This is a genomic window from Mycobacterium sp. DL99, from assembly GCF_004762045.1.
GTDB lineage: Bacteria > Actinomycetota > Actinomycetes > Mycobacteriales > Mycobacteriaceae > Mycobacterium.
Genome location: NZ_SJOM01000007.1, coordinates 1343231 through 1362342, shown reverse-complemented (window position 1 = coordinate 1362342; position 19112 = coordinate 1343231). Strand labels below are relative to the sequence as shown.

At 65.8% G+C, this 19112-nt stretch carries 18 protein-coding genes; 7 read left to right on the top strand and 11 right to left on the bottom strand.

Translation table 11 applies throughout. The features are described from left to right. Positions 1-81: 81 nt before the first annotated feature. From EYZ64_RS06805 to EYZ64_RS06790, 4 genes are all read right to left on the bottom strand, one after another. Positions 82-522 carry a hypothetical protein gene (locus tag EYZ64_RS06805; RefSeq protein ID WP_135452783.1) on the bottom strand — a complete coding sequence of 147 codons (441 nt, stop codon included), beginning with the start codon at positions 520-522 and terminating at the stop codon, positions 82-84. 199 nt (positions 523-721) lie between these two features. Continuing rightward, positions 722-2086, bottom strand: a complete 1365-nt coding sequence (locus tag EYZ64_RS06800; protein ID WP_135452782.1) for a 9-bladed beta-propeller domain-containing protein — start codon at positions 2084-2086, stop codon at positions 722-724. A gap of 2 nt (positions 2087-2088) precedes the next feature. Further along, on the bottom strand, positions 2089-2583 hold the full coding sequence (locus EYZ64_RS06795; RefSeq protein WP_135452781.1) for a hypothetical protein: 495 nt from the start codon (positions 2581-2583) through the stop codon (positions 2089-2091). A 46-nt stretch (positions 2584-2629) separates the two neighbouring features. After that, positions 2630-3886: a L,D-transpeptidase gene (locus EYZ64_RS06790; RefSeq protein ID WP_135452780.1), complete on the bottom strand. Its 1257-nt coding sequence runs from the start codon at positions 3884-3886 to the stop codon at positions 2630-2632. Positions 3887-4103: 217 nt separating this feature from the next. On the opposite strand from EYZ64_RS06790, the gene EYZ64_RS06785 reads away from it, so the two are divergent. Genes EYZ64_RS06785 through EYZ64_RS06775 form a run of 3 tightly spaced genes read left to right on the top strand, consistent with a single transcriptional unit; the run spans position 4104 to position 6820 of the window. Continuing rightward, on the top strand, positions 4104-4769 hold the full coding sequence (locus EYZ64_RS06785) for a hypothetical protein (protein WP_135452779.1): 666 nt from the start codon (positions 4104-4106) through the stop codon (positions 4767-4769). A gap of 56 nt (positions 4770-4825) precedes the next feature. Then, positions 4826-6448, top strand: a complete 1623-nt coding sequence (locus tag EYZ64_RS06780) for a peptide chain release factor 3 (protein ID WP_135452778.1) — start codon at positions 4826-4828, stop codon at positions 6446-6448. A gap of 3 nt (positions 6449-6451) precedes the next feature. Then, positions 6452-6820, top strand: a complete 369-nt coding sequence (locus tag EYZ64_RS06775) for a hypothetical protein (protein ID WP_135452777.1) — start codon at positions 6452-6454, stop codon at positions 6818-6820. Positions 6821-6824: 4 nt separating this feature from the next. On the opposite strand, the gene cax is transcribed toward EYZ64_RS06775, so the two are convergent. From cax to EYZ64_RS06750, 5 genes are all read right to left on the bottom strand, one after another. Further along, a complete protein-coding gene (gene cax, locus EYZ64_RS06770; protein WP_135452776.1) occupies positions 6825-7901 on the bottom strand; it encodes a calcium/proton exchanger in 1077 nt (358 codons plus the stop codon). A 46-nt stretch (positions 7902-7947) separates the two neighbouring features. Further along, on the bottom strand, positions 7948-10263 hold the full coding sequence (locus tag EYZ64_RS06765) for an esterase-like activity of phytase family protein (protein WP_135452775.1): 2316 nt from the start codon (positions 10261-10263) through the stop codon (positions 7948-7950). A 126-nt stretch (positions 10264-10389) separates the two neighbouring features. Next, entirely contained in the window at positions 10390-10800 is a 411-nt protein-coding gene (locus EYZ64_RS06760; protein WP_135452774.1) for a hypothetical protein, read from the bottom strand. A gap of 60 nt (positions 10801-10860) precedes the next feature. After that, positions 10861-11025, bottom strand: coding sequence for a hypothetical protein (locus EYZ64_RS32340; RefSeq protein WP_286174670.1), 165 nt, complete (start codon positions 11023-11025; stop codon positions 10861-10863). 127 nt (positions 11026-11152) lie between these two features. Then, positions 11153-11785 carry a hypothetical protein gene (locus EYZ64_RS06750; protein ID WP_135452773.1) on the bottom strand — a complete coding sequence of 211 codons (633 nt, stop codon included), beginning with the start codon at positions 11783-11785 and terminating at the stop codon, positions 11153-11155. 211 nt (positions 11786-11996) lie between these two features. Between EYZ64_RS06750 and EYZ64_RS06745 the strand changes: the two genes are divergently transcribed. Next, the gene (locus EYZ64_RS06745; RefSeq protein WP_135452772.1) at positions 11997-13037 is read left to right on the top strand and encodes a metallophosphoesterase; all 1041 of its coding nucleotides are present in this window, start codon (positions 11997-11999) and stop codon (positions 13035-13037) included. Here the strand turns inward: EYZ64_RS06745 and EYZ64_RS06740 are convergent. Further along, positions 12980-13939 (bottom strand): mechanosensitive ion channel family protein, encoded by a 960-nt coding sequence (locus EYZ64_RS06740; protein ID WP_502703008.1) that lies wholly within the window; start codon positions 13937-13939, stop codon positions 12980-12982. The two genes, EYZ64_RS06745 and EYZ64_RS06740, sit on opposite strands and share 58 nt — an antisense overlap. 249 nt (positions 13940-14188) lie before the next feature. Here EYZ64_RS06740 and EYZ64_RS06735 point away from each other — a divergent pair, with 249 nt between their 5' ends. Next, positions 14189-16162, top strand: coding sequence for an OPT family oligopeptide transporter (locus tag EYZ64_RS06735; protein ID WP_135452770.1), 1974 nt, complete (start codon positions 14189-14191; stop codon positions 16160-16162). Positions 16163-16269: 107 nt separating this feature from the next. Here EYZ64_RS06735 and EYZ64_RS06730 read toward each other — a convergent pair whose 3' ends face one another. Next, positions 16270-17139, bottom strand: coding sequence for a toll/interleukin-1 receptor domain-containing protein (locus EYZ64_RS06730; RefSeq protein ID WP_135452769.1), 870 nt, complete (start codon positions 17137-17139; stop codon positions 16270-16272). Positions 17140-17366: 227 nt separating this feature from the next. On the opposite strand from EYZ64_RS06730, the gene pnuC reads away from it, so the two are divergent. After that, positions 17367-18026 carry a nicotinamide riboside transporter PnuC gene (gene pnuC / locus EYZ64_RS06725; protein WP_135452768.1) on the top strand — a complete coding sequence of 220 codons (660 nt, stop codon included), beginning with the start codon at positions 17367-17369 and terminating at the stop codon, positions 18024-18026. Beyond that, entirely contained in the window at positions 18023-19111 is a 1089-nt protein-coding gene (locus EYZ64_RS06720; RefSeq protein ID WP_135452767.1) for an AAA family ATPase, read from the top strand. The genes pnuC and EYZ64_RS06720 overlap by 4 nt, the downstream gene beginning before the upstream one ends. Position 19112: the final 1 nt, after the last annotated feature.

Below are 19112 nucleotides of genomic sequence, written 5' to 3'. Positions count from 1 at the left end.
GTTAACGATTTCGCGGCAAAATGTATAGCTGAGCTTGGTATATGCCTCGTTCAGCGGATGTCAGCGAACTCGAGCGCGGCGCTATCCGGCACCCGAGAGGCTCAACGCCGAGAACACCAGCGCGTTGAGGGCCACGAGGGCCAGCAACGAGATGACGAAGGCGCGCCCCCATCGGTTTCTGGGTGCGGCGAACGGCAACACCAGGGCCGAGAAAAGGCTCAGTGGCACGGAGATGAGGACGCCGAAGACGATCCCGTAGCCGTGCGGATCGGTGGCCGGGTCCGTGTCGAAGGCCGAACTCAGCATCGCGAAGACGACGAGAGCCCACAGCGCCGCGGCGCCGGCGCCGATCAACCCGACGAAGGCGCGGATGGCCAGCACGGCCTGGTAGTGACGCTGGGTCGCGGACGTGGGCGGGAGATACCCCTGGGGCACATACACCTGGGGTACATACGCCTGCGGTCCGAACCGGTCGACCCACTCGTGCGGGTATTCCTCTGGCGGCGTTTCGTCCACAGCCACGGCAACCCCCCGGGTTCGGCGTCCACACCAGGATATGGGCCGAATCATGGGGCGGCAGACGCCGATTTTCGACCGTCAGACGGTCAGCGCAACCGGCTGTCCGGCCGGCGGCTCGTACGCCGTGTTCCTGGAACAGGACGTCGAGGATCACCTCGGCGACGCCGTCCCACGGCGTGAACACATGAATTGCCCACCCGGGCTACTGGGCCCGCAGTCCTACCAGTTCGGTCGAGTTTCTCGCGATCAGCGCGGTCCCGACCTGTTCCACAACGCCGCGGTCATCGGGCGCCGGCATCCGCCACAGGCGTTGGCAGGTGGTCAGATCGGTGGCGACGATCTCATCGCGCAACCCTTGATAGATCGTGCTGAGAACGATGTGGCCATCGGATCCGACATAGTGGGTCAAATCGACCTGGCAGCGGGTGCCGGAGCTGCCGGAGTCCAAGCTCCACTGCTGCCAGGTCTCGTTTTCCCAGCCTTCCTCGCCCTGCCACGCATACAGATCGTTGCCGATCACCTGGAATCTGGCATCGCGGTAATCGACTGCGGCACCTGGTAACTCGACGGTCTGCCGACCGTCGCGGGAGTACACCCGGAGCGCAGAACGGTCGAGCACCACCGGCACGGTGGTGGCGTCCAACAGGTTGTATCCCTTGAGTTCCTGCTCCGCCCGCAATTCGCCGGCCGAGTTGTAGAACAGCACGCCGGCCGTATCCTGCGCTTCATATTGATAGGCGAAACCGCCGGGATAGACGGCGGCGCGTCTGAGCGTGGCGCCCGGCGGCGGAGTCGGGGTCCGCTCAGTGCCGTCGATCAGTGAGAACACCCGGTAAGTCGGGTCTTCCGGGGTCGGGATCTGCGTCGCGAGGGTCAGCGGCGCGTCGTCGGAGACGGTCAGCGTCGGCACGTCCAGCTGCCCACTGCCCGGAACGAACCACGTACGCTCACCCGTGGCCCCGATCCCATAGACGCCGGCGCCCAGCACCGTGGCCACCAGCCGAGTCTGCCCGCGCGGGTTTCCGATCGCTTCTACGACCGGCTCGGGACCGTAACCTTCGATGTGCAAGTCGGTTTCGCCTGAGTGGGTGACCTGTCCCCGCTCCAGGTCGAGCACCCATACTCGGCGGGGTTTGCCGCGAATGGTGTCCGCGTCGGTCAGGCACACCGCGGTGTGCTCGCCGTTCAAATGGCAGTTTCCGTCGAACCTGCCCTTCAAGCCCTCCAACAGGATGGGGTCGAACAACCTTGCGCCCGTGCGCAGGTCGATGCCGTACACCCAGCCGCGGTAGCCGTCCCCGCAGGACAGATCGCAGTCGGCGAGAAAGTAGGCCCGCTCACCGGCGCTGCCGAACGGCTTGCCGACCGGAATCTCGTCGGGCAGCCCGATCTCGGCCGGCGTCACCCGCCACCCCTGCGCCGGCGGGTTCTGCAGCGAGAAACCGATCAGCTGCGGTGTCGGCGCGGGCAGCTCAGGTCCGTGGCGTCGCATCCACAACACCGCCGCGGTCACCGCCACCGCGACCGCGGTGGCGGCAGCGAGCCCGGCGAGAACGCCCCGGCGCACCGCTAGAAAACCCAACTGCCCGAGGGCTGCACGACGAATCCGTGATTGACGACCGGGTCGATGCAGGCGACCCCGTCATCGGTCACCGCGCAGGTGGTGTTGACGGCGGTGAGCTTGTGGCCGGGGCGCAGTCTCGGATAGTCCTCTGGCGACGGACAGTGCCCGCTGCCACGGATGAAAGTCGAACCGACCCCGTCGCACGACGATCCGGCCTCGCTCTGACGCGCGTCGGCGGGAATCCCCACGATGGTGCCGCGACACCCCGCGACGACGTGTGCGTTGCGGTCTTGGAGGTAGTCCCAAGTGCACGTCATCGTCGGGGTGGTGAAGCCGATCCTGGAGACCTTGAGACCGTGCTCCACGTACGGCGCCGGATCGACCGCGGAGAACGCGTCGAGATCAGGGAAGCCAGGCGGGGCCGCGTAGACGGTAGGTGCCGTCGCACCAGCGAGGACGATCACAGCCCAGAAGGCCGGCACCACGAATGCACGACGCACGGTCCAATGCTAGGGGCCGTTCGCAGACCTGCTCAGCGGCAAAAAGTCAGCGCAGCGCGCTGCCCTTGACCCATTCGGTCCACGGCACCGACCAGTCGCCGTTGTTGGTCGGCTTGAGCGGGTCGCCGCCGGTGTTGCGGATCTCGACGATGTCGCCGGGCACCGAGAAGTTGTAGAACCACTCGGCATTGTCGCCGTTGAGGTTGAGGCAGCCGTGACTGGTGTTGGTGTTGCCTTGGGCCCACACCGTCGCGTTGAGCTGGTGCAGGTAGATGCCGTCAATGCTGATGCGGGTGGCCCACGGGATGGTCGTTTTGTAGCCCAGGCGGGAATTGACCGGCAGACCGTAGGTCGAGGAGTCCATGACCACCGGGTTGGCCTTGTCCATCACGGTGTAGATGCCGCGCGGGGTCCAGAAACTCATCGTCGTACCGGCGATGGTCTCGGTGCCGCCCATGCCCATCGAGGTCGGCATGGTGCGCACGAGCTTGCCGTTCTCGTAGACCTTGACCTGCTTGTCGGTGTCGTCGGCGACGGTGACGTGCGAGGCGCCGATGGTGAACGACACCTTCTCGTCCTGCGCGCCGTAGAGGTCGTCGCCGAGCTTGGCGCCGTAGATGCCGGCGTCGACGGTGACCTTGGTGCCCGGGACGTAGTACTTCTCGGGACGCCAGTGCGCGGTCTGGTCGTCGATCCAGTTCCACGAGCCGACGGCCTTGGGCTCGGTGATCACCTTCATCCGGTTCTCAGCGGTGGCCTTGTCGGTGACCGGCTCGTCGAAGCGGGCGACGATCACCATGCCGACGCCGTAGGTGGCGCCGTCCTGCAGCGAGGCGTACGAGGTGCCGTTGAGGTAGACGCGGGCCTGGTAGCCGGGGGTAAGGGTGGAGAAGGTGGTGGTCCTGCGGGTCGGCATGCCGCCTGGGCCGCGCGCGTCGACCTTCAACGTGTAGGTGCGTCCGTAGCCGAGCGTGGTGGTCGGCTTCCAGGTCCTGGCATCGGGGGTGAGGACGCCGGGGATCTCCTTGCCGGCGTCGTTGACCATCTTCACGCTCGCCACGGTGCCGGTATCGGCCGTGACCATGACCCGGGCCAGCGGGTCCACCTCGGCGTCAGGCTTGGGGATGATGGTCAACTTGGCCGGCTCGGTGGGCGAGGGCTGCGGCATGCCTTGTGGCGGCGCGGCCAACGTCTGGCAGTGCTCGGCGCAGTCCGGCAGGGCCGAGACAACGACACCACCCGACACGGCCAGCACGGCAAGTGCGACCGCCAGGTAGGCACGGCGAACAGACGTCAATTTCACTCCAATGTGGTTCGGCGACGGCCATATTGATCGAGGTTCCGATCAGTGGCCCAATCGTAACCGGACGGCCTGGTCTTCGGCTCAACGGCTACCCGTTGTGGGCGAGTCGTAATGGTGCTGTTGTCTGCGGTGGCAACACCGTCAGCGGGAGTGACGATTCGCCCGCGCCGGTTCAAAAGTTCGGGGATTGTGAAGCCAGGTCACGAAGGAGGTTCTCGTGATGTGCGGACGGGTCTCGGGCTGGTCGCGCGGTGCGGCTGCGCTGACGGTCATGGCCGCTGCCGCTCTGCAGTCGCCGGCACCGGCCGGCGCGGATCCCGGGGCAACGGCTGTCGTCACTGTCGTGGCCGTCGCCAACGGTGAGCCGGTCAACGGCTACCACGTGATCAACCGCCAACCCTCGCCCAACCTCTCGACATGCCCGGGCCCGTCACCGGCGGCAACGGCCGGCGACATCTACGCGTGTGAGCCAAATCAGGCCTTGGCCCAGGTGTGCTGGCCGAGCCCCGGTTCCGTGCTGTGTGTGGTGGATCCCTGGCGCAAGGAACTTCGCCGGTTCCCCACGCCGGGCGCACTGCCGCCGGTGGATCCGCCGGGTACACCGATGCCGTTCGCGCTGCTCCTCGAGGACGGAACGAGCTGCGTGCTCTCCGGCGGCATCGACTGGGGCGGGCGCAGAGACGGCCTGGTCCCCGCGTACGGATGCGATCCGAGGGTCATATCGCGAGGGGTCCTTATCGATCCCGGCCAGGACTTGGTATCAGCGATCGACCGCTCGCAGGAACCGTGGGCGGTGCAGGTCGGCCAGTTGGGTCCGCGGGGCACATCGTTTGAGCCCCCTCGCCGGTACACCGTGACGACCGCCTGGTTCGCGGGCAACTGACCCGAGGAGCTCGATTACGGGTTTGTACCCGAACCCCCATACCATCGCTAATCGAGATGACCGACAACGCCCTGGCCACCCCTGCCTCCAACACCCCGCAAGCTGCCCGGATCGCCGCCGAGGCGGCCCGTCGCCGCACCTTCGCCGTCATCAGCCACCCCGACGCCGGTAAGTCGACGCTGACCGAGGCGCTTGCATTGCACGCTCGGGTGATCACCGAGGCCGGCGCGATTCACGGCAAGGCGGGCCGGCGCTCCACGGTGTCGGACTGGATGGACATGGAGAAGGCCCGCGGCATCTCGATCACCTCGACGGCGCTGCAGTTCCCGTACCGCGACTGCGTGATCAACCTGCTCGACACTCCCGGGCACGCCGACTTCTCCGAGGACACCTACCGGGTGCTGACCGCGGTGGACTGCGCGGTCATGCTCATCGACGCCGCAAAAGGCCTTGAGCCGCAGACCCTCAAGCTGTTCCAGGTGTGTAAGCACCGGGGAATCCCGATCATCACGGTGATCAACAAGTGGGACCGTCCGGGCCGGCACGCGCTGGAGTTGATGGACGAGATCCACGAGCGGATCGGGCTGCGCACCACTCCCCTGACCTGGCCGGTGGGTATCGCCGGCGATTTCAAGGGCGTGATGGACCGTCGGGCCGAGAAGTTCATCCGGTTCACCCGCACCGCGGGTGGCGCCACCGCCGCTCCCGAGGAGCACATCGCGGCCGCCGACGCCCACGCTGCCGCCGGGGATGACTGGGACACCGCGGTCGAGGAATCCGAGCTGCTGTCGATCGACGGGTCCGACTACGACCGCGAGACCTTCCTGTCCGGCGAGTCCTCCCCGGTGCTGTTCACCTCGGCCGCGTTGAACTTCGGCGTGAACCAGCTGCTGGACATCCTGGTCGAGTTGGCCCCGGCGCCGAGCGGTTCGCTCGGTGTCGACGGGGTTCACCGGCCGGTGGACTCGCCGTTCAGCGCGTTCGTGTTCAAGGTGCAGGCCGGCATGGACTCGTCGCACCGCGATCGCATCGCGTATGCGCGGGTGGTCTCGGGCACGTTCGAGCGCGGCGACGTGCTCACCCACGCCGCCACCGGCAAGCCGTTCGTCACCAAGTACGCGCAGTCGGTGTTCGGCCAGCAGCGCTCGACGCTCGATGACGCCTGGCCCGGCGATGTGATCGGGCTGGCCAACGCCGCGGCCCTGCGCCCCGGCGACACGCTGTACCGCGACATCCCGGTGGTGTACCCGCCGATCCCGAGCTTCTCCCCCGAGCACTTCGCGGTGGCCCGCGGCACCGATCCCAGCAAGCACAAGCAGTTCCGGAAGGGGATCGAGCAGCTCGAGCAGGAAGGTGTCGTGCAGGTCCTGCGCTCCGACAAGCGCGGTGAGCAGGCGCCGGTGTTCGCCGCGGTCGGGCCGATGCAGTTCGAGGTGGCCGCCCACCGGATGGCTACCGAGCTCAGCGCACCGATCTCACTGGAGAACCTGCCCTATCAGGTGGCGCGGGTCGTCCGCCCCGAAGACGCCGACTTTGTGAATCGCCAGGTGTCGGCCGAGGTGCTGACCCGCAGTGACGGCGTCATGCTCGTGCTGTTCTCGACACCGTGGCGGCTGGAGGGTTTCCAGCGCGACAACCCCGACATCAAGCTCGGGTCGCTGGTGGCTGCTGAGGGATAGCCGATGACCGACCCGACACCGCCCGTCAGCGCCCGCAACAGCGGGAAGCACTGGGCGTGGTTCGTCGGGTTGCTCAGCGTCATGGGCATTTTCGGTTTCGTAGTGGCCTTCGTGTTGATGCTGCCGCTGGCCATGGCGACCGACCCTTGCCACGAAGGCGTCACCGACAAGGTGTGCCAACTGTCCGCGAAGGGCGAGAACGTCCTCGTGTGGATTCCGTGGATGTGTCTGGTTGCCGGCACCGCCCTGGCTGTCGCGGGTGCAGCGGTGGCCGAATGGCGCAAGTGGACGCCGCTGATCGGGATCCCGGTCGGAATCCTCGGGTATTTCGCGACGATCCCGATCGGCTACTGGCTGGCATTCGCCGTCTAAGTCGTCATCCCCACCAGAACGATGCGGCGATGATGCAGTACAACGCGATCAGCGCCGCGCCTTCCAACCAGGTGGATTCGCCGTCGAAGGCGATGATGGCCGCCAGAACGACGGCGACCAGCAGTGCGACGATCAGCATGGGCCCGAACACCAGGGTCAACGACGCCAACCCGAAGATTTGACTCACCAGCACGAGCACCGGGGCCAGCACCAGGGCGATCTGGATCGGGCTGTTCAGGATGATCGAAAAGGCGTACTCGGACTGGTTTTTGGCGGCCAACTGCACACCGACCACATTCTCGACCGCGTTGCCCGCGATCGCCACGATCACCAGACCGGCGAACGCCTGCGAAATGTGCAGCGAGTCCATCGCCGGTTCCAGTGCGGCGACGAACCAATCGGATACGAACGCCGCCGATCCGCCGGCGATGGCCAGCATGCCGATCGCCAATCCCACCGGCCACCGCGGCGGCTCCTTATCCGGTTGCGGCACAGCCGCACTGGTCTTGTCCCGGTCGCGGCTCAGCGAGTACGGCAGCGACAGCCCGAACAGCACCAGCAGGACGACCGACACGATCATCGAGAAGGACACTTCGTGTTCGGAAGCGGGAGAGTGCACCTCGTGAGCGATCGACGGAATCGCCATGGCGGTCACCGACAGCACCATCAGCACGAGGATGGTCCGGACCTGGGCCGAGCCGAGCTTCTGCGATCCATGCTTCAGTCCACCGACCACGAAGGCCAAGCCCAGCACCAAGAGCAGGTTGGCCAGGATGGAACCGATCAGCGCGGCCCGCACCACGTCGACCAGCCCGGCCTTGAGCGCGAAGATGCAGATGAACAACTCCGGCAGGTTGCCGAGCGCGGACTGCAGCACTCCGGTTGCCCCGGGGCCGAACCGATCTCCGAGTTGATCGACGGCCAGGCCGACGAGGGAGGCCAGCACGCCCACCGCCAGTGCACTCACGGCGAACGCGAGCAGGTGCGGCCAGCCGCCGTAATGAGACAGCCCCGCCACGACGCAGATGGCAAGGCCACCAAAGATCAACAGCTTGTCGGATCGGATGAGCGCCGTCCCCATGCGCGTCATCATGACACGTCGGCCAGGCTCAGGGGCCGAACCGGCGCTACCCCTTCAGCGCCTCGGCAACCGGGCCCAGATCCAGAAACACGGTTTCGCCGTTGGCGTCGTCGAGCCCGTCATTGTCGGTGACCACGTACAGGTTCTGATTGCCGGCGATCGCGACACCCTCGACCTTCTCCTGCGCATAACCGTTGGTGGCCTGCAGATCGGGCAACAGGTTGCGGGCCAATGTCTTCGGCAGGACGCGTAGCTGGTCGGCCGCCGCGGCTGCGCCCTCGGGAATCGTCACCCGGTACAGCGCCTTCACCCGTGCCTCGGGTCCGTTGAGTTTGTCGCGTTCGAGTACCAGCAATTCGCCGTCGTGGACCGAGATTTCGGAGATGCCGATCCAGTCGTCCTCGGCGCTGGTGGAGTCCAGCTGGTAGCCGAACCACTCCCACTTGTCCCCGCCCGGCGTGTAACGCCCGATGCGGACCACGCCTTTCGGGTCGAACTTGAGCTCGCGCTGCAGCGCCACCCAGACCGAGTCTCCATCGACGGCAACACCTTCGAGCCCGTTGCTCCCGAGTTGTGCCGCAATGTCTTTGGGCAACGGCACCCGCTTCTCGATCTTGCCGTCGGCGGCAACGTAGATGAGCTGGTTCCCGGGCCCGTCTTCGCCTTCCACCGCCAGCACGAATCCGCCGTCAGGCCGGGCTGAGACGCCTTCGGCGTCGAGGGTGACGGGCTTGCCGTCTTCGGTGATCGGCAGTTCGGTGTCGATCAGGGCCGGCTTCTGCGCCACGTCCACGCCGAGGATGCGGGCCGGACCGTAGGCGATGTCGGTGGCGGTGTAGAGCCGGTTGCCGTCCTTCGGGTCTGCCGCCAGCGCGCCGAGCGCGCCCCAGCCGATCGGCGCACCATCGATGTCGCCCGAGACGATGGACGGAAAGTTCGGTTTGCCTGCGGCGGCGAAGGATTCGCCGTAGCCGTAGAGGTTGACCGAGGCTCGCACGTGGTTCTCGGCGTCATCGGCCTCCGAGGAGATGGCCAGCAGATTGCGCGACGGGATCGGCAGGACCCCTTCGGGACCGGGCGTGGTCGGCAGGATCTGCCGGAAGGTCGGCGCCGTGGGGTCGCTGACGTCGTAGACGGCGACGAAGTTGCTGCGTTCCGAGGCGATCAGCGCGGTGGGCCGGCCGCCAATGTTGGTGATGGCCAGGCCTTCCGGCTCGGACCCTTTGGACTTCGCCCGGCTTTCGATGTGCAGGCCGGTGCGCACGGCGAGCTGTTCGAGGGAGTTGTCGGCGTCCCAGGTGACCTCGCCAGTGCCCGCGTCGAAGATCGTCCAGCCCCGCGTACCGCCCTTCCAGTCGCCCTCGTTCGCGGTGGCGACGTGATCGTCACCGATCCAGCCGATGGCGTCCGGTTCGCGCGGGGTATCCGGGATCGAGCCGGTCTGGTCGATCGCACCGTCGTCTTTGGTGTCGATGCCGTGGACGGATTGGCTTCCGGCGCTGAAGATCTTCTGCACCTTGCCGGTGTGGCCGTCGATGACGGCGATGCCGTTGTTCTCCTGCAGAGTCACCGCGACCTGGCCGCGGGAGTTGATGCTGACGTACTCGGGTTCGAGGTCCTCGGGAGTGTCCAGCCCGGCTTTTCGTGCGGCTTCGACATCGAAGTCGACCTTGCGCGGCGTCCAGGTGTTCGGCGCGCCCTTCAGGTCGACGAGTTGCACGAATCCAGTTGGCGGCTGCGGGAGGTCGCCTTCCGCCTTGCCGGGCGGGGTGAACTCCTCGTTGCGCTGGTTCTCCATCGCGATCGCGGCGAAGGTGCCGCCGGGGCTGATGGCGATCGAGTCGGGCTGGCCGTCTAGGTCGATGCTGTGCACGCGGGTGCGGTCACTGACGCGGACGATGTCGACGCGCCCGGTGGGATGCGCGAAGTCACCGCCGGTGGTGTCGACGACGACGAGGACGAACTCGCCGACCGCCGCCACCGAGGTGGGCTGGTCGTCTTTGTGGCCCAGCTCTGCGAGGGAAAGCGTGCCTTTACCAACGGGTTTGGCGGGGTCGGTGATGTCGACGAAGCCGATACGTTTGGCGGCAGCGTCGGTGTAGATAACCGTGTTGCCGTCGGGGGTGACGGTGGATATCTCGGCGACGGTCTCCCTGTCGACCGGATCCTCGGCCGGCTTGTTGAGGTACACCGGGTACGTGGCCGTGCGGTGGTAGCGGTCCGCGTCGGGCAGGTTCCAGTCGATCGGCGACGTCGCCTTCGGGGATGTGACGTCGCCGGGCCGTTCGTCCTCGGTGGAGCAGCCCGCCAAGATCAGCGCTGCCGCCGTGGATACTGCCGCAGCCGCTCTCGCCCGTTTCATTCGCCACCCTCTTCAGTTGTGCCGGTGCGTCGACCGAGCCTGCCTGGCACAGGTAACTGACAGGGATTCCACAGGTGAACGAACGGCGACAGATCGGCCGTCCGGTTCAGGCGCCGTCCGTGACGGTTACAGCGGCGCTGAGAGCGGGCCCAGCACCTGGCACTGCGGGGCGATCTCCGCAATGCCCATCCACCCGCCGCATCCCCGGCCGGTGGACACGTAGGTCGCTCCGGGCCGGTAGGGCGTCAACACCTCCGCCGGTTGGGCTCCCCTGCCCTGATTGCACTGGATGGGTGAGGCGTTGTCCTGACGCTGTACGCACGCCACGCTGAAGCGGGGGTCTGCCGGAGCTCCACACGCGGCTGGGGCGACCGTCACGCTGACCATGTCGGCGCCATCAACGTGGACGACGGCGGGCGGCGACAGTGTGAAAGCGCACGGCGGCGGTGGTTCAGCGTGGGCCACCGTGGCGGTGACGACGCCCGTGAACCCCGCGATCACGACCCCTGACAACAGCACCGAACCGGCCCGAGCCATACGGCGAGCATAGTTGAGTTCCGACGCCACCACGGGCCAAATGCGCATGTCACAGGCACCTCACTCACCGATCGGAATCAGCGACGCGACCACGCCGCACAAGCACTCGACCTCCGTGGTGGACGGCTGCATCTCGAAGGCGTGCACATGGCAGGCGACGCTGAGGCGGTTCCATGCGAGCGCCGCGCGGTCGGCGGCCTCGACAGTGTCCAGGGACTTGAGCACGACGAGCTTGCTGCGCGAATTCGCCCAGGGAGCATCGGCGTTGAGGGCAGAGCACCGCTGATCGATGATCTTTTGGTGGAGGTTCTGCCAAGCCTCGGACCACAGTCGCGTTGCTTCCGGGATGGACTCAGCCTTTGAGCCACCTGCCGATCTCGTAGCACAGGAGGTACAGCAGCGCTGGCGCGCAGTACAGAGGAATGGACGCCACGGCGAGGACGGCGGCGGGCACGTACTGGCGGCGGAAACGCGGGAAACCCCCTGCCATGTCGACAAATCCGATCACCCCCGCGCACAAGGCGAAGATCGCCGCCGCGATGATCGGCGAACCGGCCCAACCTTCGACCCATACGAGGAGGGCGCTCGCACCGACCAAGATCGCCAGCAACCACCACAACGTCGGCGCACTCATTTTTCCGTAGCTGTCTGCCGGCCCGTCGGCCTCACCGTCGTCTGCGGGCGGGTCCGGTCTCCGGTCGCCGCTCGATGCGGCGTAGATGGTGTTGCCGATCTTGAGGTACGGAGTTCTGAAGAACGCCATCATCACCGACATCGCTGCCGAGAAACCCGCGATGCCCAGCGCCCGATCAGGGTTCTGCATCCGGGCAGCGAGGATCATCAACAGTCCGCCGGCCAGCCAGGATAGCCAGTACGTCCGCCGCCCGAGGCGGCGATCGTTGAGGAAGATGCCGCTCAAGATGCCGGCGATCACTATGGCCGCCCCGCCCCAGAATGCCCACTCACTTGCCCCACTGAACTGCATGCCCGAAACACTATTCCGGCGGCTGGTAGCGGCCGTGCACTCCGCGCCTTGGACGCACTTGTCGGAGCACCCGGTTATCGTCGAGATAGATCAATGCGCCGCGCTCCGACTCCGGGCAGCGACTCTGATGCGCAGCGATGTATTCGATCTCTCCCGCCGCCGGCGCGCGAACCGACAACCTGATGATCGATCGGAAGATTGGAGTCACCAGATGACCGACGCCACCGTCCAGGGTTACGACATCATCGGCGACGTACATGGATGCGCCGGCCAACTGGAAGCGCTGCTTGCCGAGCTCGGCTACCGGAAAGCCAGCAGTACAAGCGAATACCGCCATCCCGACCGCCAGGCCATCTTCGTCGGTGACCTGATCGACCGCGGCACAGAACAACTGCAGGTCCTGCAGATCGCCAAGGACATGGTCGATTACGGCAGCGCGCAGATCGTGATGGGCAACCATGAGTTCAACGCGCTGGGCTACGACACCGAATGGCCGCCCGGCAGCGGCAAGTACCTTCGCGCCCACGACGACCCGGACAGCCCGTGGTCGGCGAAGAACACCAGGCAGCACGCGGCGTTTCTCGAGCAGGTCACCGGTGCTGACCGACGGCGGTACCTGGACTGGTTCAAGACCATTCCGCTGTGGCTGGACCTCGGCGCCCTGCGCGTCGTCCATGCCTGCTGGCACCAGGATTCGATCTCGGTCGTCGAAAACCACTGTGGTTCAGCCACTCCGTTCCACGACGTGGACCATCTCGTGGCGGCCACCGATGAGAACCACTGGCTCTACCGGGCGGTCGAGACCCTGCTGAAGGGACCCGAGATCAGTCTGGTCGAGCGTGGCCAGCCCGAATATCACGACAAGGACGGCATCCCGCGGCCCAACGCCCGGGTCCGCTGGTGGAACAGCGACGCCCGCACGCTGCGTGACATCGCTGAAATGGGAGGAAATTTCACCACCACAACCGGTGAGCCCTACCCGCCGCTACCGGAACTGGAACTGTCGGACAGCGACCAGAGCTACGTCTACCCGGCGGGTGTTCCGGTGTTCTACGGGCATTACTGGCGGCAGGGTTCGCCCCAGCATCAGCACGACTGGACGGACTACACCGCATGTGTGGACTTCAGCGCGGTGAGGGGTGGCACGTTGACGGCCTACCGCTGGACGGGTGAAAAGCGGATCGACCCGGCCAATTACGTGCCGGGAGCATCCCGGCCGCCGACGACGGCGTGGATGCGGCCCTGCGGGTAGGGCAGGTCGATGCCGTTTTCGTCGTAGGCGCGCAGAATTTCCCGACGAAGCTTGCGCTGGACTGACCATTGCGCGTTCGGCCGGGTCTTCAACGTCATCCGCAACGTGAGCTGGTCCGCCGACAGCGACTGCACACCGAGCATCTCCGGTTCGCCGATGACCTTGCCGGCCATCGACGGGTCGGCGATCACCTCGTGCGCGGCCTCGACGGCCACCTGCTCGGCACGGTCGACGTCAGCGGTCAACGCGACCGGCACCTCGACCCGCGCGACGGCGTAGTCCTGGCTCATGTTCCCGACGCGGGCGATCTCCCCGTTGCGGACGTACCAGAGCGTGCCGTCGATGTCGCGGACCGTGGTGATCCGCAGCCCGACAGACTGCACTTCCCCGGACACCTCCCCGAGGTCGACGTTGTCACCGACGCCGTACTGGTCCTCCAGCAACATGAACACGCCGCTGACGAAATCGCGCACCAGGTTCTGCGCACCGAAGCCGATGGCGAGGCCGACCACGCCGGCCGAGGCGATGAACGGCGCGATGTTCACGCCCAGCACGCTGAGAATCGCCAGCACCACCCACACCAGCAGCACGATGGACGTGGTGGACTTCAGAACCGACCCGATGGTCTGAGCCCGCTGCTGACGACGTTCGGCCGCTCGGATGCCATTGGTCGTCGCCGAGGCCCGGTCCCGCAGATAGCGCAGCAGCGGAGGTTTCCTAGCTTGCCCCTCAATCGCTCCGCTACGGGGCTTCTTGGTCCGGCCGGTGGTCGCGCGGTCGATCATGCGATGCAGCAAAAATCGAATGATTAACGCGACGACGATGTAAGCGACAACCCGAATGGGAACCTCGATCAGCCAATGCCGATTGGTATCTGTCCATTCGAAAGCCTGGTTGTACATCTCCACGTTTTCGACCGTACGACAGAACTGACGCATGCGTCGAATGGGCGAAACAGCTCACGTTTGGTGGCCAGCAATTCGCCGTAGCAGACGGCGGATTCGCACAAATCGGATTTGAGGCTCACATCACGCTTCAGCGAAACAGCTCGACGGGTGACCGTCTACTCGGGCTGCTGCGTCGATCACACCGCGACACCGTGACCCAGCGCTTACGGTTAGTCAGCAACTGTAAACCGAGAGGATGCCGAGTTGGCTGTCGCAGAACCCACCACACCGACGCTGCGCGAACTGACCCTCCGCGGGATCCTGCTCGGCGGGGCGATCACGCTGGTGTTCACCGCCGCCAACGTCTATCTCGGCCTCAAAGTCGGCCTGACGTTCGCCACCGCGATCCCGGCCGCGGTGATCTCGATGGCGCTGCTGCGCAACTTCGCCAACCACTCCATCGTGGAGAACAACATCGTGCAGACCATCGCCTCGGCGGCGGGCACGCTCTCGGCGATCATCTTCGTGCTGCCCGGGCTCATCATGATCGGCTGGTGGACCGGGTTCCCGTACTGGATCACCGTGGCGGTGTGCGCGGTCGGCGGGATCCTCGGCGTGATGTACTCCATCCCGCTGCGCCGGGCCCTGGTGACCGGCTCCGATCTGCCCTACCCCGAAGGGGTGGCCGCCGCCGAGGTGCTCAAGGTCGGTGACAGCAGCGGCGGTGTCGAGGAGAACCGCGTCGGGATCCGGGTCATCGCGTTCGGCTCACTCGTGTCGGCCGGGTTCGCGCTGCTGGCCAACCTCAAGGTGCTTGCCAATTACGTGGCGGCGTATTTCCGGGTCGGGGCCGGCGGCTCGATGTTCGGTGCCAGCCTGTCCCTGGCATTGGTCGGGGTGGGGCATCTGATCGGGATGACCGTCGGCATCGCGATGCTCGTCGGGCTGGTCATCTCGTTCGGGGTGCTGCTGCCCATCCGGACCATTGGGACGTTCGGGACCGACGAGTCCGTGGCCGACGTCATCGACGGGGTGTTCGTGCACGAGGTGCGGTTCATCGGTGCCGGGGCGATCGCCGTGGCCGCGGTGTGGACGCTGCTCAAGATCCTGCGCCCGATCATCAAGGGCATCACCGAGGCGCTGGCCTCAGCCCGCGACCGCCGGCAGGGACAGCTGGTCGACATCACCCAGCGCGATATCCCGTTCCCCATCGTGGTGGGCATCGTGGTGGCGATGCTGATTCCAATTGCCGTGCTGCTGTGGGATTTCAGCCATGGCACCGTGCTGCACGGCAGCTCCACGGGGATCATCGTGGCGAGCGTGGTGTTCATCTTCGTCATCGGCCTGGTGATCGCCGCGGTGTGCGGTTACATGGCCGGCCTGATCGGCTCGTCCAACAGCCCGATCTCCGGCGTCGGCATCCTCACGGTGCTCATCGCCGCACTGCTGATCAAGCTGGTGTACGGCCCGACCACGCACGACGGATCCCTGGCCCTGGTGGCGTTCACGCTGTTCGTCGCGGCCATCACCTTCGGGGTGGCCACCATCTCCAACGACAACCTCCAAGACCTCAAGACCGGCCAGCTGGTCGGAGCCACCCCGTGGAAACAGCAGGTGGCGTTGGTGATTGGCGTGTTGTTCGGCTCGGCGATCATCCCGCCGGTGCTCGACCTGATGCAACGCGCCTTCGGGTTCCTGGGCGCACCGGGCGCCACCGACCACGCTCTGGCCGCACCCCAGGCCGCCCTGATCTCCTCGCTGGCCAAAGGCGTATTCGGCGGATCCCTGGACTGGTCCCTGATCGGGTTGGGCGCGGCGATCGGGGTGGCGATCGTCATCGTCGACGAGATCCTCACCCGGACAACCCGATTCTCCCTGCCACCGCTGGCCGTCGGGATGGGCATGTACCTGCCGATGAGTCTGACCCTGATCATCCCGCTCGGCTCACTGCTCGGGTACTTCTACAACAAGTGGGCCGACCGCACCGGAGGCAACGTCGAGCGCAAGAAACGCCTCGGCGTGCTGCTGGCCACCGGCATGATCGTCGGCGAGAGTCTCTACGGCGTGGTGTTCGCCGGGTTCGTCGCCGGCACAGGAAGCGACGACCCGTTCGCGATCTTCACCGGCAATGACGGGACGTTCGCCGAAGTCCTCGGGGTGATCGGGTTCGCGCTGGTTCTCCTGTGGCTGTACAAGCGGACGCAGAAGATCTCGGGGCGTGAGCCGGTCAAGAGCTGAGGCTGAGCGATCGCGCGCCGGGCAGCAGGCGAGAGCCGAGTCTCATCGCGACGAATCGTTGATCTCGTCGAGGGTTCCACGCGTGAAGGCATTGAGACCAACGCTCGTCAGGAAGGCGCGTCCAGGCGCAGAAGTGACGGAGCGAGCTTTGTGGCTATCATACTTATGTCACTCTGCGGGCCGAAGGTTTGCCACGGATACTCGCGGACCTTGCGGTGAATCTGTTCAGACGCAACGCTATGGTCGACAATTGAATGGATCTGGACCTTTGACTTCCCGAGCCGCGCGACACGGTCGATAAATGCGTCGAGCTCGTAGGTACACCAATGGGACGACAGGAACCCCGCACTCCACCAGAAGATCACGGCGCCAGACGACTCGATCCCTTTTTCGATTTCCGATACCAGGGTCTCACCGTACTCGATGTCGATCTCATCGAACCACGTTGGGACACTTCGCGAAAGCAATTGTTCCTGCAGTCTGCGAACCTCATCTTTTCTGTCCGAGTTGTGGCTCAGAAAAACCTTGGGGCGACGCTTGAAATTCGCGACAGGCGTGATGCCTAGCTCGTCGAGGCGCTCGCGGCTGGGCAGGATGAAACTCTTCTGCAAGTCGATGACGTTGGACAGCTCAAAGCAGGGGACCGACGTCATGACAAACTTGTCGATGAGGTCCTCTACGACGAGATCGCTCCGACGCCGCGCTCCTACCGCTTCGAAGAGTTGGTAGACCGCCGGTAGCTTCTGAGGGGCTTGCCGATGGGTCGGATTGAAGTACATCACCACAAAGAATTCGTGGTCATATGGCGATCGGCTCGTGTAGATCGAGAATCCTGTCAGTAGTCCGCCTGGGTAATCTCGATCGACGCGTTCTATCGCCGCAAGGATTGGATTTCGGTCCAGCACCGGCGCTTCCCATACCTGAGATTGCCGGTTCGACTCATCTCGCGTCCCGCTACCTCCGCTCGGGTGTGTCATGGCAGCCCCTTCCTTCGTCACGCGTCAGTCCGATGATTGCACTTGGCACTGACATCTGGCCCTTGGTTCGGAATGTCGTTCTCCGGATAACACAGGTGCCGTCACCGCATAGCTTGCTGAGCCGGATCACCCCCGCGGAGATCATCGCAACCTCGGCCCGCAGGACGCCGCGATAGACAATCGGGGACCTCCAGGTAGGCGACGACGTAGCTAATAGGCTGTGCCAGATGATCGACTGGCTGGCCCGGATGGTGGAGCCGCTCAACAGTGCGCTCTTCACGATCGGCAACGACGCGGTCAGTTGGGCCGAGTTCCTCGGCTTCGTCACGGGCGGCCTGTGCGTCGCGCTGACGGTCCGGCGCAACATCTTCAACTTCCCCGTCGGGATCGCCAACAACGCGTTCTTCCTCGTGCTGTTCACCTCAGCCAGTCTGTGGGCGGCCTCGGGTCTGCAGGTGCTCTACATCGCTCTGGGTTTCGCCGGGTGGTGGCAGTGGCTGAAAGGCCGGGCAGATGCGGGCACCACCGTGGTGCGTCGGTGCGGTCGGGTCGAGTTGGCTTGGTGCGCCGTGTTCTTGGTGCTCGGCACCTGGGTTCTGTACGTCATCCTGACCGCCGCGCATGATGCGGCCCCATTCCTGGACGCGGTCACGACGTGCCTGTCGCTGGTAGCTCAATGGCTGCTGAACACCCGGCGGATCGAGACCTGGTACTTCTGGATCGCCGCCGACTGCATCTTCATCCCGCTCTATCTCAGTCAGGGGCTGATCCTCACCGCGGCGGTGTACCTGTTGTTCCTCGGCCTGTGCGTCGCCGGTTTGCGTGCCTGGGCACGCGAGCTGGAACCGGCAGACGCTGCGCTGCCCACAGATAGCGCGGTGCGATGACCGAGTTCCGGCACGGCCTGATGATCGGCAAGTTCTATCCGCCGCGGATCGGGCATCACGACGCGATCCGCGCGGCGGCGGCGCGCTGCGATGTGTTCACAGTGCTGGTGATGGCGGCGGCGGTCGAGACGATCCCGCTGGCCGACCGGATGGCGTGGCTCCGCGAGGAGCACAACCGCGATGTGAACGTGCGGATCGCCGGAATCCCTTGTGATGCACCGGTTGACGTGACTGACCAGCGGGTGTGGGCAGCTCAGGTCGCCGCCATGCGCGCCGGCGTGCACGCTGCCGGCGCCGCGCCGGAGGTCGATGCGGTGTTCAGCGGTGACGACTATGTCGACGAGCTCGCCCGGTGGCTCGACGCTACCGCTGTGAGGACGGGACGCACCGGCAGCAGCACCGCGGTACGACGCGATCTCGGGGGCCAATGGCATGAGTTGGCCGCGGCCACCCGGGCGGGATTGACCACGCGCATCGTCGTAGTGGGTGCCGAATCGACCGGGACCACGACGGTGGCCGAACGCATCACGCAGCACTACGGCGCGCGCGGCGGAGCATGGGCCGCGACGAAATGTGTGCGCGAGTACGGCCGCGAGTACACCGAACTCAAGTGGGCGGCCAATCCCGAGGTCGGCATCACCGAACTGCAGTGGGATGGGCATGATTTCGATGTCATCGGCCCCGAACAGACCCGACTCGAAGAACTTGCGGCCCGGACCGGCTCACCTGTCTTGATCTGCGACACCGACGCCTTTGCGACAGGCGTCTGGAAGCGCCGCTACCTCGGCGACGCCTCCAGTGGGCCCTGGACGGAAGCCCCGCCACGGGCGGTGTACCTGCTCACCGATCACGAAGGCGTGCCGTGGGACGACGACGGAATGCGGGAAGGTGATCTCGCCATCCGTGCCGCGATGACGGGTTGGTTCGCCGATGCGCTTACCGCAGCCGGGCACTCGTGGGTGCTGTTGACCGGGACGCTCGAGGAGCGGCTGGATATTGCCGTCCGCACGATTGAGCCGTTGTTGAAGTTACGGGCGCGGTTCGGAGAGCCGTTGCGGGGGCCGGGGTTTGAGGCGACGCCATAAC

Excerpts from the sequence above, each read along its gene's own strand:
- EYZ64_RS06740 (WP_502703008.1), bottom strand. The coding sequence starts at position 13,939 with ATGTACAACCAGGCTTTCGAATGGACAGATACCAATCGGCATTGGCTG.
- EYZ64_RS06720 (WP_135452767.1), top strand. The coding sequence starts at position 18,023 with ATGACCGAGTTCCGGCACGGCCTGATGATCGGCAAGTTCTATCCGCCG.
- EYZ64_RS06780 (WP_135452778.1), top strand. The coding sequence starts at position 4,826 with ATGACCGACAACGCCCTGGCCACCCCTGCCTCCAACACCCCGCAAGCT.
- EYZ64_RS06775 (WP_135452777.1), top strand. The coding sequence starts at position 6,452 with ATGACCGACCCGACACCGCCCGTCAGCGCCCGCAACAGCGGGAAGCAC.
- cax (WP_135452776.1), bottom strand. The coding sequence starts at position 7,901 with ATGGGGACGGCGCTCATCCGATCCGACAAGCTGTTGATCTTTGGTGGC.
- EYZ64_RS06750 (WP_135452773.1), bottom strand. The coding sequence starts at position 11,785 with ATGCAGTTCAGTGGGGCAAGTGAGTGGGCATTCTGGGGCGGGGCGGCC.
- EYZ64_RS06745 (WP_135452772.1), top strand. The coding sequence starts at position 11,997 with ATGACCGACGCCACCGTCCAGGGTTACGACATCATCGGCGACGTACAT.
- EYZ64_RS06765 (WP_135452775.1), bottom strand. The coding sequence starts at position 10,263 with ATGAAACGGGCGAGAGCGGCTGCGGCAGTATCCACGGCGGCAGCGCTG.
- EYZ64_RS06760 (WP_135452774.1), bottom strand. The coding sequence starts at position 10,800 with ATGGCTCGGGCCGGTTCGGTGCTGTTGTCAGGGGTCGTGATCGCGGGG.
- EYZ64_RS06730 (WP_135452769.1), bottom strand. The coding sequence starts at position 17,139 with ATGACACACCCGAGCGGAGGTAGCGGGACGCGAGATGAGTCGAACCGG.
- pnuC (WP_135452768.1), top strand. The coding sequence starts at position 17,367 with ATGATCGACTGGCTGGCCCGGATGGTGGAGCCGCTCAACAGTGCGCTC.